Raw genomic sequence first — 10,842 nt, forward strand, 5'->3', positions numbered from 1 at the left:
TTCAGGCGCGGATGCGCTTCACGAGCGCCGTCGTCGAGTAGCCGTCGACGAACGGAATCGCCAGCGCCTGGCCGCCCCAGCTGCGCACGAGCCGCGTCTCTTCGAGTGTCTCCATGTCGTAGTCGCCACCCTTCACGTACAGGTCGGCCCGCACCTCGCCGAGCAGCGCCACCGGCGTCTTCTCATCGAACAGGGTCACCAGGCTGACGCTCTCCAGCGCGGCGAGCACGCAGGCGCGGTCGGTCTCGGCGTTCAGCGGCCGGTCGGGGCCCTTGCCGAGCAGGCGCGCCGACGCATCGCTGTTCAGCCCGATCACCAGGCTGCCGCCCAGTTTGCGCGCCTGCGCGAGGTAGCTGACGTGGCCGCGGTGCAGGATGTCGAACACGCCGTTCGTGAACACCAGCGGGCGCGGCAGCGCGGCCAGCCGTGCCGCGAGCTGCTCGCGCGGGCACAGCTTGTCGAGAAAGGACGCCACCCGGTCGCGCTGCAGGCCGTGGCCCATCACGCCGGCTGGGTCCCCGGCCCGCCCTTGGCGGCGGCGGTCAGCGCGGCGGTCATTTCCTTGCGGAAGCGGTTCAGCTCCTGCACGCTCGCGAAGCTGCGTTCCATCAGCAGGCTCATGTTGTGCAGGATGCGCTCGACGACCTTGGTCTCCCAGACCGCGTCGAACTGGATCTGGCGGTCCAGCCACTGCTCCAGCCACTCGGGGTTGGGCAGGCGGCTCTGGATGGTGTCGCGCGGGAACAGCTTGACGTTCACGTGCAGGTTGGTCGGGTGCAGCGCCTGCGCGGTGCGGCGGGCGCTGGCCATCAGCACGCCGACCTTCGCAAACGCGGCACGCGCCTCGTCGCCGAACTTCTGCATCGCGCGCTTCATGTAGCGCAGGTAGGCGCCGCCGTGGCGGGCCTCGTCGCGCGCGAGCGTCTCGTAGATGGCCTTGATCACCGGCTCGCTGTGCCATTCGGCGGCGCGGCGGTACCAGTGGTTCAGGCGGATCTCGCCGCAGAAGTGCAGCATCAGCGTCTCGAGCGCCGGTGCCGGGTCGAACTCGAAGCGCACCGCATGCAGCTCGTCTTCGCTCGGCACCAGGTCGGGCCGGAAGCGTCGCAGGTACTCCATCAACACCAGCGAGTGCTTCTGCTCCTCGAAGAACCAGACGCTCATGAAGGCGGAGAAATCGCTGTCATCGCGGTTGTCGCGCAGGAACATCTCGGTGGCCGGCAGCGCCGCCCACTCGGTGATCGCGTTCATCTTGATGGTCTGGGCTTGCTCTTCGCTGAGCTGGCTGCCATCGAACTGATCCCAGGGAATGTCGGTGTCCATGTTCCAGCGGACAGCCTCGAGTTGCTTGAACAGTTCGGGGTAAAGCATGGTAGGGCCTGTGGAAGTCCGGCGGCATTCTAGACGGGCCATCGTGACAGTCAGTCACATGACAGACGACATGAAGGTTATCGCGGCGCTGGTTCGCGCCAGCGCCTCAGTGCCCCCTGCAGGTCGCCGAGCGTCGCCAGCGCGGTGATGCCGGCCGGCGTGCGCCGGTGCAGCACCGGTGCCGCACCACCCACCCAGACCTCGACTTCCGGCGCGAGCTTCGTCCGCAGCTCGGCCAGGCTGTCGGTGACCTGCTGCGGGTTGGTGGCGCCGCTGAAGGCCAGCACGACGATGTCGGACCGGAACGCCCTGGCCGCCAGCACCGTGTCCCACAGCGGCGTCTGCAGCCCGAGCGAGGTGCAGTGCGCGCCGTCCACACCCAGCAGCACCTCGGCCAGCAGCAGGCCCAGCCCGTGCGGCTCGCCCGGGAAGGTGGTCAGCAGCACGTTCGGGCGTGCCTCGGCCGGCGGCGGCGGCAGCAGGTACAGCGCCTGGCGCATCACGCCGTGCAGCACCTCGGTGCAGGCGTGCTCCTGGTAAATCTCCAGCTGCCCGCGCATCCAGGCGTCGCCGACCAGCGTATTGAGGGGCACCACCACTTCCACCACGAAGCGGGCCAGGCCCAGGCTCAGCTGGGCCTGCGTCAGCAGGCGTCGCAACGCGGCCAGGTCATGGGCACGAACGAGTTCGAGGTACTGGAGCAAGGCCGGTGCGACCGGCTCGACGGGCCGGGCCGCGGCGGCGCGGCGCACCGGTTCGGGGCTGCTCTCGCTGAGCCGGCGCAACTCGTCGATCGGCATCCCGACGACCCGGCCCGGCCGGTGCCCGCCATCCATCAGCCGGCGCACGATGCGCAGCTTCTCGACCTGGTCGAGCGGATACGAGCGCTCGCCGAGCGCATCGCGCTGCGGCAGCGGAAAGCCGTAGCGGCGCTCCCAGACCCGCAAGGTGTCCTTGCTGAGCCCGGTGTCGCGTTCGACGGCGGCGATCGACAGCGTGGGGCCTTTCATCGTGGCGCGCCCGGGTTGACAAGCGGCCCGGGCAGTTCAACATTGTCCAGGGCAAACCCGGACAATGACGACAAAATTGAGCGATTCGTTGACATCGACACCCATCCTGACTTGAACGAGCCCACCTCATGAGCCACTTCCACCACTTCCGACTCCCCCGCGCCCTGGCCTGGGCCGTGCTCGCCGGCGCGCTGCTGGCACCCGTGGCCGCTTCGGCGGCCCCGGCCTGCCCGGCCTTGCTGGACCGGCAAGCGCTGCGCCTGCAGGACGAGAAGCCGCAGAACCTGTGCCAGTACGCCGGCCAGGTCGTCGTGATCGTCAACACCGCGAGCTTCTGCGGCTTCACGCCTCAATACAAGGGCCTGGAGGCGCTGTACCAGCGCTACCGCGACCGCGGGCTGGTCGTGCTGGGATTCCCCTCCAATGATTTCGGCGCGCAGGAGCCGGGCTCAAGCAAGGACATCGCCGACTTCTGCGAAAACACCTTCGGCGTGAAATTTCCGATGTTCACGAAGACCCGCGTGGCCGAGTCTGGCGGCGCGCCGGTCGATCCGCTGTACGTGGAACTGCGCAGGCGGACCGGCGCGGTGCCGAAGTGGAACTTCCACAAGTACGTGGTCTCGCGCGACGGCAACGCGGTGCAGAGCTTCGCCAGCACGGTCGAGCCGGACGACGCGGCCTTCGTGCGCGAGATCGAACGCCAGCTCGGCGCGAAGTGATGGGCCCGGCACGCCGCCTCGATGTCACCGCCACCGGCCACGCCCGGTGGCGGGTCACATCGGGACATGTTTTTTTTCGATGAATGACGGAACTCACGCGGACACTGGGCGTCTCATCCCTCCAGAGACGCGCCGGGGCGAATGCCTGCAGCACGTCTCTGGATCCGGTTCTTGCGTTGCACAGCCGGCCTGCTCCGCAGGCTGAAATCCCGAGGCGGTTCTCCTCCTCCCTCCTCCCTCCCTCCTTCGCCGCGGGGCGCTGTGCAGCGGTTTTTATTCCCGGCCAGGGCCCGCGGCCCTGGCCGCGCTGGTCGACGGTCTCAGCCGACAGGCGAGTCCACCCTCAGAGCCAGCCCTTGCGCCTGAAGTACCAGAAGGGGGCGATGACGCTGAGCGCCATCAGCACCAGCGCGTACGGGTAGCCGAGCGACCAGTCCAGCTCCGGCATCGCCTTGAAGTTCATCCCGTAGATGCTCGCGATCAGCGTCGGCGGCAGCAGCGCGACGCTCGCCACCGAGAACAGCTTGATGATCTTGTTCTGGTTGATGTTGATGAAGCCGACCGTCGCGTCCATCAGGAAGTTGATCTTGTCGAACAGGAACGCGGTGTGGCTGTCCAGCGAATCGATGTCGCGCAGGATCTGGCGCGACTCCTCGAACTGCTCGGCGTTCAGCATGCGGCTGCGCATCATGAAGCTCACCGCGCGCCGCGTGTCCATCACGTTGCGGCGGATGCGGCCGTTCAGGTCTTCCTCGCGTGCGATCGCGGCCAGCACCAGCGCGGCGTCGCTGTCGGTGATCTCCTTCTTCAGCACGCGCGCGCCGACCGCCTCCAGGCTGTCGTAGATGCCCTCGAGCGCATCGGCGCTGTACTCGGCATCGGCGTCGTAGAGCTTCAGCAGCACGTCCTTCGCGTCCTCGATCAGGGCCGGGATGCGGCGCGCCCGCAGGCGCAGCAACCGGAACACCGGCAGGTCTTCGCCGTGGATCGAGAACAGCACCTTGTTGTGCAGGATGAAGGCGACCCGCACGTTGCGCGGGGTCTCGTCGTCATCGATCAGGAAGTCGGAGCGGATGTGCAGCTCGCCGTTGTCTTCTTCGTAGAAGCGGGCCGATTCCTCCAGGTCGTCGTCGACCACGTCCTCGGGGATGGTGACGCCGAAATGCTCGGCGATCCAGCTCTTTTCCTCGGGGGTGGGCGCTTCGAGATCGACCCACACCGGCGTCACGTGGGCCAGCGTGTCGGCGCTCGCGATCTCTTCCTGAAACAGCCGGCCGTTGACCAGCGTGAACACATTCAGCATGCAAGGGCTCCGGCAGTCGTTCAGGTCAACGGCGGATTATCACATCGCTGAAAACGTCGACCTTCTCACGCCTGCCGCGCCGCGTCCAGCGGGAGCACCCGATACCAGGGTTTTGCGGGTGTCTTTAGCTTGTCACACCCCCCGGGCAGGTGCACACTGTTTTCAACGACCTCCCGGTCCACCCTCTCCTCACGCATCGCCCCATGCCGTTCACGGCGACCCCCTCCCGGCTTCCCCCCACCCCTGCGAAAGGAGATCTCATGAATTTGACGATCAGCGGACACCACCTCGAGGTGACGCCAGCACTCCGTGAGTACGTTCTCACCAAGCTGGATCGGATCACGCGCCATTTTGACCAGGTGGTGGATATCAACGTACTGCTATCCGTCGAGAAGCTGAAGGAGAAGGAACGCAGGCAAAAGGCTGAAGTCACGCTGCATGTGAAGGGAAAGGACATCTTCGTCGAGAACTGCCACGAAGACCTCTACGCTGCCATCGACCAGTTGATGGACAAGCTGGACCGGCAGGTCTGCCGCCACAAGGACAAGCTGCAGGACCACCACCATGTGGCTGCCAAGCGGATCGATGCGACCTTGTGAATCCGCCACCCGCGGTGCGATCCGCGGATGCGACCGTCGAGCGGCCTGCGGGCCGCTTTTTCTTTCGGCCGGCGCAGATTCCGGTTGGGTTTCGGCAAGGTTTCGCCCGCACTTGGTGCGTCGACCCCCTCGAACCGGGCCCTTACGTTGCTGCAATGCAGCGTCGCGTGCAGAATTTGGCCTTCGGCGGGGCCGTCCGACCTTGCGCCGTCAACCCGGTTTCTATAATTTCCCGTTAAGACTGACACGGCATACCGCTGTGGCACATCGCCGAATGAATGCCTCCATCCGAGGCCAGAAGTGACCCGCCGATGAATCGACTCGCCGCCATTCTCCCCGTGACCAACGTCCTGATCGACGTGGAGGCCACCAGCAAGAAGCGTGCGTTCGAGCATGCGGGCCTGCTGTTCGAAAACCAGCACGCCATTGCGCGTGCCACGGTCACCGACAACCTGTTCGCCCGCGAGCGCCTGGGTTCCACCGGCTTGGGCCATGGGGTCGCGATCCCGCACGGCCGCATCAAGGGCCTGAAGAATCCGCTGGCCGCCGTCGTGCGCGTGCAGCAGCCGATTCCGTTCGACGCGCCCGATGACGAGCCGGTCAGCCTGCTGATCTTCCTGCTGGTGCCCGAGGCGGCCACGCAGCGCCATCTCGAGATCCTCTCCGAGATCGCCGAGATGCTCAGCGAGCGCGAGTTGCGCGAGCGCCTGAAGAGCGAGGCCCCGGCTGCGCGCGTGCACGAGCTGATCTCCAATTGGGAACCGCTGAAGTCGGTGGCATGACCCCGTCTGCGGGCTGCGACGGGGCCGGCGCGTGAAACCGTCGGTCATCAGTGCGGAGGCGCTGTTCGAGGAGCACCGTCCGGCGCTGCGCTGGGAATGGATCGCCGGCCACGCCCACCCGGAGCGCCGCTTCGACGAGGCGGCGGTGCGCAACGCGCAATCGGCGGCCGACCTGGTCGGCTACCTGAACTACATCCACCCGTACCGCGTGCAGATCGTCGGCCGCCGCGAGGTCGCCTACCTGCAGGATGCATCGCCCGAGGACCAGGAGCGCCGCATCCAGCGCATCGTGACGCTGGAGCCGCCGGTGGTGATCGTTGCCGACAAGCAGGTGCCGCCGAACCGGCTGGTGGCGCTGTGCGACCGCGCCGACATCCCGCTGTTCGTCACCGACGAATCGGCAGGCCATGTGATCGACGTGGTGCGCGGCTACCTGAGCCAGCTGTTTGCCGAGCGCACGACGCGGCACGGCGTGTTCATGGACATCCTGGGTGTCGGCGTGCTGCTGACGGGTGAATCGGGCCTGGGCAAGAGCGAGCTGGGCCTGGAGCTGATCTCGCGCGGGCACGGGTTGGTGGCCGACGATGCGGTCGACCTGTTCCGCATTTCGCAGACGGCGCTGGAAGGGCGGTGTCCGGAGCTGCTGATGAACCTGCTGGAGGTGCGTGGCATCGGCCTGTTGGACATCAAGGCGATCTTCGGCGAGACCGCGGTGCGCCGGAAGATGCGGCTGAAGCTGATCGTGCACCTGGTGCGCAAGGAGACGCTGGACCGCGACTTCGAGCGCCTGCCCTATGAGCCGCTGAACGAGGACATCCTCAACGTGCCGGTGCGCAAGGTGGTGATTGCGGTGGATGCGGGGCGCAACCTGGCGGTGCTGGTCGAGGCGGCGGTGCGCAACACGATCCTGCAGTTGCGTGGCATCGATACGTATCGCGAGTTCATCGAGAGGCATCAGCGGGCGATGCAGAACCCAGAACTTGAGTGAGATCGCCCTGCCCGGGCGGGGGGGCCGGGTCTCGCCCCGGCGGGCGAGTCACTTTCATTTGTCTTGCCAAATGAAAGTAACCAAAGCAAAGGCGCTTCAATACAACACCATACGGTTCGTTCTGTCCCGCTGCGGACAACACTGCCACTTCGGCTGGGGCTCCACGTTCATTGGGATTGTTGGCCGTTCTTCTCCACCCAGCTCGCTGCGCATCGCCGGGATGACGCAGTGGCTGCGGCGACCGCCGGTGCAAGACGATGCGACGCGAAGCGAGCGAGTCGGGGGGAGCGGGAGAGCAACAATCCCAATGAACGTGGATGTGCAGCCGAAGCGGCCGTGTTGTCCGCAGCCAGACTGAACGAACCGTATGGTTTTCAAAGCCCTTTGCTTTGGTTACTTTCATTTGGGCTCAAATGAAAGTGACTCGCCCGCCGGGGCGAGACCCGGCAGCAGCCTCACGCAGTGAACACCCCCCCGGGCAGGAAAGATCTACTTCTTGTTCTCGCAGTGCTTCTTGGTGCAAACCGCGTACAGGGCCAGCGCATGGTCCTGCAACTCGAACCCCCGCGTGTGCGCGATGTTCTTCTGCCGCTTCTCGATCTCGGCGTCGTAGAACTCCTCGACCTTGCCGCAGTCCAGGCACACCAGGTGGTCGTGGTGCTTGCCCTCGTTGAGCTCGAACACCGCCTTGCCCGACTCGAAATGGTTGCGCGACAGGATGCCGGCCTGCTCGAACTGCATCAGCACGCGGTACACCGTCGCCAACCCGATGTCGGCCCCTTCGAGCAGCAGGGCCTTGTAGACATCCTCGGCGGTCATGTGCCGCTGCGTGGTGTTCTGGAACACATCGAGGATCTTGATGCGCGGCAGCGTGGCCTTCAGGCCGCTGCTCTTGAGTTCGTCGGCATTGGACATGGCAAATCTCGGTGGCGCTGCAAGGGCAGGGCGGCCGGAGCCACCCGCTAGAATCGCCGAATCATATCGAGGTTGATGCCCGCTTCCCGGCGCGCACGCACATCACCATGCGTTCTTTCCCGTTCCTGGCGCTGGCCGCCGCTGGCGCCGCGCTGTCTGCAGGCTCGCTCACCGGCTGCAGCTCCCTGCAATCCTCCGACAACTTCCTGGGCGTCATCACCCCCTACCGCGTCGAGGTCGTGCAGGGCAACGTGCTGACCAAGGAGCAGGTGGCGCTGGTGAAGCCGGGCCTGACCCGCGCCCAGGTGCGCGACGTGCTCGGCTCGCCGCTGCTGACCGACACCTTCCACGCGAACCGCTGGGACTACGTCTTCACGATCAAGCGCCAGGGCGCCGAGCCGCAACAGCGCAGCGTCGTCGTGCTGTTCGACGGCGACAAGATGGCCAGCATCAACGCGCCCGAACTGCCAGGCGAACGCGAGTTCGTGCAATCGATCGACACCTTCAAGACCTCGCGCAACGCACCGCCGCTCGCGCTCACCGACGAGCAGCTGAAGGCGCTGCCGGTGCCGCCGAAGCCGCCCGAGCCCGCCGCATCGGCACCCGAGGGCCCGATCCGCAGCTACCCGCCGCTCGAGCGTTCATGAGCGCCAGTCCCTTGCGCATTGCCGTTGCAGGCGCGAGCGGCCGCATGGGCCGCATGCTGATCGAGGCCGTCACGGCGGCCGACGACGTCGTGCTGGCCGGTGCGCTCGATCGCGCCGGCACCCCGGCCCTCGGCCACGACGCCACCGCCTGGCTCGGCCGCACCAGCGGCGTCACCATCACCGACGACCTGCGCGCCGGCCTCGCGAACGCCCAGCTGCTGATCGACTTCACCCGCCCCGAAGGCACGCTCGCCCACCTGGCGGTGTGCCGCGAGCTGGGCGTCAAGGCGGTGATCGGCACCACCGGTTTCAGTGACGACCAGAAGGCCGCGATCGCCGACCACGCCAAGCACCTCGCGATCATGATGTCGCCGAACATGAGCGTCGGCGTCAACGTCGCGTTCAAGCTGCTCGACCTGGCCGCCCGCGCGCTGAACGAGGGCTACGACATCGAGGTCATCGAGGCCCACCACCGCCACAAGGTCGATGCACCGAGCGGCACCGCGCTGGCGATGGGCGAGGTGGTGGCCAAGGCGCTGGGCCGCAACCTGAAGGATTGCGCGGTCTACGGCCGCGAAGGCGTCACCGGCGAGCGCGATCCGTCGACGATCGGCTTCGCGACGGTGCGCGGCGGCGACATCGTCGGCGACCACACCGTGCTGTTCGCCGGCACCGGCGAGCGCATCGAGATCACGCACAAGAGCTCCAGCCGCGTCACCTACGCGCAGGGCAGCCTGCGGGCGGCCCGCTTCCTCGCGTCGCGATCGAGCGGGCTGTTCTCGATGAACGACGTGCTGGGCCTCTGAACACCGCATGACGAGCATCGAACACTTCTGGCTGCAGGGCGACCTGATCACGCGCAGCGTCGCGGCGCTGCTGTTGCTGATGTCGGTCAGCGCCTGGGTGCTGATCTTCTGGAAGGGCTGGCTGCTGCGCCGCGCGCGGCTCGACATCGCCCGCGCGGTGCCGGCGTTCTGGGCCRCGCCCACGCTCGATGGCGGCCGCGAGCAGCTGGCCGCATTCGACCGCGAAGCCGTGCTGCGCCCGCTGCTCGATGCCGCGATCGCCACGCCGCCGGCCGGCACGCTCGAAGGCCTCGGCCGGCTCGAATCGCAGCTCACGCGCCGCCTGCGCGACGCACTGCACGCGGTGCTCGCGCAGCTGCAGTTCGGCCAGGTGCTGCTCGCATCGATCGGCAGCACCGCGCCGTTCATCGGGCTGTTCGGCACGGTCTGGGGCATCTACCACGCGTTGCTGAGCATCTCGGCGGGCGGCTCGATCACGATCGAGAAGGTGTCGGGCCCGGTCGGCGAGGCGCTGGTGATGACGGCCGCGGGCCTGGCGGTCGCGATCCCCGCGGTGCTGGCCTACAACGTGTTCGGCAAGCGCGTCGGCGCGTGCGAGGCCGAGCTCGAAGGCTTCGCGCACGACCTGCGCGAGATGATGATCGACCACAGCCGCGACGCTGTTGTGGCCGTTGCAGCCGCGCAGGCCTGAGCGGAGGACAGGCCATGGCCTTCGGTCGCCTCGAACGCACGGCCGGGCCGACACCGATGAGCGACATCAACATGACGCCGCTGATCGACGTGATGCTGGTGCTGCTGGTGATCTTCATGATCACCGCACCGCTGATGAGCAGCAGCCTCAAGCTCGACCTGCCGCGCGCCGAGGCCGCGACGCCGAACGAGGCGCCGGATTTCATCGCGGTCGCGATCGACGCGCAGGGCCAGTTGTTCGTCGGCGACAAGCCGGTCGATGCCGTCGCCTTCGCCGACCAGGTGGCCCAGGCGGCGCAGAAGAACCCTGCGACCGAGGTGCAGCTGCGCGCCGACCGCACGGTGCCGTATGGCCGTGTCGCCGAGCTGATCGGCGCCGTGCAGAAGGCCGGGCTGAACCGCATCGGCTTCGTCGCGGAACCGAAGCCGTAGCCCGGATGCCAATCCGGGGATGGTTCGTCACATCACGGCCGCACCCGGATTGGCATCCGGGCTACGAATGACGCGGCCACCGCTTGCGGATCTGCCGCCTGCGTCAGCGCACTGACCACCGCGATCGAATCGACGCCGGTGGCCGCCACCTGCGGCGCGCGTTCCAGGCTGATGCCGCCGATCGCGACCACCGGATGTTCCGGCTTCAGCCACGACACCCACTGTGCCAGCCGCTCCACCCCCACCGGCTCGTAGGCCATCGCCTTCAGTGTCGTCGGGTAGACCGGCCCGATCGCGATGTACGACGGCCGCAGCGCTTGCGCGCGGCACATCTCCAACGGCGTGTGCGAGCTGACGCCCAGGCGCAGCCCCCCTGCCTGGATCGCACCGAGATCGGCCGTGGCGATGTCCTCCTGGCCGAGGTGCAGGCCGTAGGCGCCCAGGTCGAGCGCCTCGCGCCAGTGGTCGTTGATGAAGAGCTGCGCGCCCGGCACCTCGCGCGCCGCACGCACCGCCGCGCGCAACTGCGCCGCCAGCTCGGCGGGCGGCAGGCTGCCGGCCTTCAGGCGCAGCTGCAGCG

At 67.3% G+C, this 10,842-nt stretch carries 14 protein-coding genes; 8 read left to right on the forward strand and 6 right to left on the reverse strand.

Features of this window, described 5'->3' with window-relative positions; genetic code table 11:
- Position 1: 1 nt before the first annotated feature.
- From rfaE2 to AC1DXV_RS04425, 3 genes are all read right to left on the reverse strand, one after another.
- Positions 2-502 carry a D-glycero-beta-D-manno-heptose 1-phosphate adenylyltransferase gene (rfaE2, locus tag AC1DXV_RS04415; protein WP_477864581.1) on the reverse strand — a complete coding sequence of 167 codons (501 nt, stop codon included), beginning with the start codon at positions 500-502 and terminating at the stop codon, positions 2-4.
- Positions 502-1,371, reverse strand: coding sequence for a ferritin family protein (locus AC1DXV_RS04420; RefSeq protein WP_477864582.1), 870 nt, complete (start codon positions 1,369-1,371; stop codon positions 502-504). Before AC1DXV_RS04420 ends, rfaE2 begins: the two co-directional genes overlap by 1 nt.
- A gap of 77 nt (positions 1,372-1,448) precedes the next feature.
- Positions 1,449-2,381 (reverse strand): MerR family transcriptional regulator, encoded by a 933-nt coding sequence (locus tag AC1DXV_RS04425; protein ID WP_477864583.1) that lies wholly within the window; start codon positions 2,379-2,381, stop codon positions 1,449-1,451.
- Positions 2,382-2,509: 128 nt separating this feature from the next.
- Between AC1DXV_RS04425 and AC1DXV_RS04430 the strand changes: the two genes are divergently transcribed.
- Positions 2,510-3,100 carry a glutathione peroxidase gene (locus tag AC1DXV_RS04430; RefSeq protein WP_477864584.1) on the forward strand — a complete coding sequence of 197 codons (591 nt, stop codon included), beginning with the start codon at positions 2,510-2,512 and terminating at the stop codon, positions 3,098-3,100.
- Between the two features lie 343 nt (positions 3,101-3,443).
- On the opposite strand, the gene corA is transcribed toward AC1DXV_RS04430, so the two are convergent.
- On the reverse strand, positions 3,444-4,403 hold the full coding sequence (corA, locus tag AC1DXV_RS04435) for a magnesium/cobalt transporter CorA (protein WP_073462410.1): 960 nt from the start codon (positions 4,401-4,403) through the stop codon (positions 3,444-3,446).
- Positions 4,404-4,663: 260 nt separating this feature from the next.
- Here corA and hpf point away from each other — a divergent pair, with 260 nt between their 5' ends.
- The 3 genes from hpf (at position 4,664) to hprK (ending at position 6,772) form a co-directional block, all read left to right on the forward strand.
- Positions 4,664-5,002 carry a ribosome hibernation-promoting factor, HPF/YfiA family gene (gene hpf, locus AC1DXV_RS04440; RefSeq protein ID WP_047501829.1) on the forward strand — a complete coding sequence of 113 codons (339 nt, stop codon included), beginning with the start codon at positions 4,664-4,666 and terminating at the stop codon, positions 5,000-5,002.
- A 311-nt stretch (positions 5,003-5,313) separates the two neighbouring features.
- Positions 5,314-5,784 (forward strand): PTS sugar transporter subunit IIA, encoded by a 471-nt coding sequence (locus tag AC1DXV_RS04445; protein ID WP_047501831.1) that lies wholly within the window; start codon positions 5,314-5,316, stop codon positions 5,782-5,784.
- A 31-nt stretch (positions 5,785-5,815) separates the two neighbouring features.
- A complete protein-coding gene (gene hprK / locus AC1DXV_RS04450) occupies positions 5,816-6,772 on the forward strand; it encodes an HPr(Ser) kinase/phosphatase (RefSeq protein WP_477864585.1) in 957 nt (318 codons plus the stop codon).
- Positions 6,773-7,261: 489 nt separating this feature from the next.
- On the opposite strand, the gene fur is transcribed toward hprK, so the two are convergent.
- A complete protein-coding gene (gene fur / locus AC1DXV_RS04455; protein WP_477864586.1) occupies positions 7,262-7,687 on the reverse strand; it encodes a ferric iron uptake transcriptional regulator in 426 nt (141 codons plus the stop codon).
- Positions 7,688-7,794: 107 nt separating this feature from the next.
- Here fur and AC1DXV_RS04460 point away from each other — a divergent pair, with 107 nt between their 5' ends.
- From AC1DXV_RS04460 to AC1DXV_RS04475, 4 genes are read left to right on the forward strand one after another with little or no spacing between them, the layout of a single operon-like run.
- A complete protein-coding gene (locus AC1DXV_RS04460) occupies positions 7,795-8,334 on the forward strand; it encodes an outer membrane protein assembly factor BamE (RefSeq protein WP_477864587.1) in 540 nt (179 codons plus the stop codon).
- Entirely contained in the window at positions 8,331-9,140 is an 810-nt protein-coding gene (gene dapB, locus AC1DXV_RS04465; protein ID WP_477864588.1) for a 4-hydroxy-tetrahydrodipicolinate reductase, read from the forward strand. The genes AC1DXV_RS04460 and dapB overlap by 4 nt, the downstream gene beginning before the upstream one ends.
- 7 nt (positions 9,141-9,147) lie before the next feature.
- Positions 9,148-9,831, forward strand: coding sequence for a MotA/TolQ/ExbB proton channel family protein (locus AC1DXV_RS04470; RefSeq protein WP_477932639.1), 684 nt, complete (start codon positions 9,148-9,150; stop codon positions 9,829-9,831).
- 14 nt (positions 9,832-9,845) lie between these two features.
- Complete coding sequence (locus AC1DXV_RS04475; RefSeq protein WP_477864590.1) at positions 9,846-10,262, forward strand: ExbD/TolR family protein; 417 nt, start codon at positions 9,846-9,848, stop codon at positions 10,260-10,262.
- A gap of 32 nt (positions 10,263-10,294) precedes the next feature.
- On the opposite strand, the gene AC1DXV_RS04480 is transcribed toward AC1DXV_RS04475, so the two are convergent.
- Positions 10,295-10,842 (reverse strand): thiamine phosphate synthase (locus tag AC1DXV_RS04480; protein WP_477932641.1); only part of this gene is annotated, 548 nt, incomplete at its 5' end.

Source organism: Rhizobacter sp. P3_C12, assembly GCF_056402735.1.

Bases quoted from the DNA above. Each gene is read 5' to 3' on its own strand.
- rfaE2 (WP_477864581.1), bottom strand. From the start codon at position 502: ATGGGCCACGGCCTGCAGCGCGACCGGGTGGCGTCCTTTCTCGACAAG.
- dapB (WP_477864588.1), top strand. From the start codon at position 8,331: ATGAGCGCCAGTCCCTTGCGCATTGCCGTTGCAGGCGCGAGCGGCCGC.
- AC1DXV_RS04460 (WP_477864587.1), top strand. From the start codon at position 7,795: ATGCGTTCTTTCCCGTTCCTGGCGCTGGCCGCCGCTGGCGCCGCGCTG.
- AC1DXV_RS04420 (WP_477864582.1), bottom strand. From the start codon at position 1,371: ATGCTTTACCCCGAACTGTTCAAGCAACTCGAGGCTGTCCGCTGGAAC.
- AC1DXV_RS04475 (WP_477864590.1), top strand. From the start codon at position 9,846: ATGGCCTTCGGTCGCCTCGAACGCACGGCCGGGCCGACACCGATGAGC.
- AC1DXV_RS04445 (WP_047501831.1), top strand. From the start codon at position 5,314: ATGAATCGACTCGCCGCCATTCTCCCCGTGACCAACGTCCTGATCGAC.
- hpf (WP_047501829.1), top strand. From the start codon at position 4,664: ATGAATTTGACGATCAGCGGACACCACCTCGAGGTGACGCCAGCACTC.
- AC1DXV_RS04425 (WP_477864583.1), bottom strand. From the start codon at position 2,381: ATGAAAGGCCCCACGCTGTCGATCGCCGCCGTCGAACGCGACACCGGG.
- fur (WP_477864586.1), bottom strand. From the start codon at position 7,687: ATGTCCAATGCCGACGAACTCAAGAGCAGCGGCCTGAAGGCCACGCTG.
- AC1DXV_RS04430 (WP_477864584.1), top strand. From the start codon at position 2,510: ATGAGCCACTTCCACCACTTCCGACTCCCCCGCGCCCTGGCCTGGGCC.
- corA (WP_073462410.1), bottom strand. From the start codon at position 4,403: ATGCTGAATGTGTTCACGCTGGTCAACGGCCGGCTGTTTCAGGAAGAG.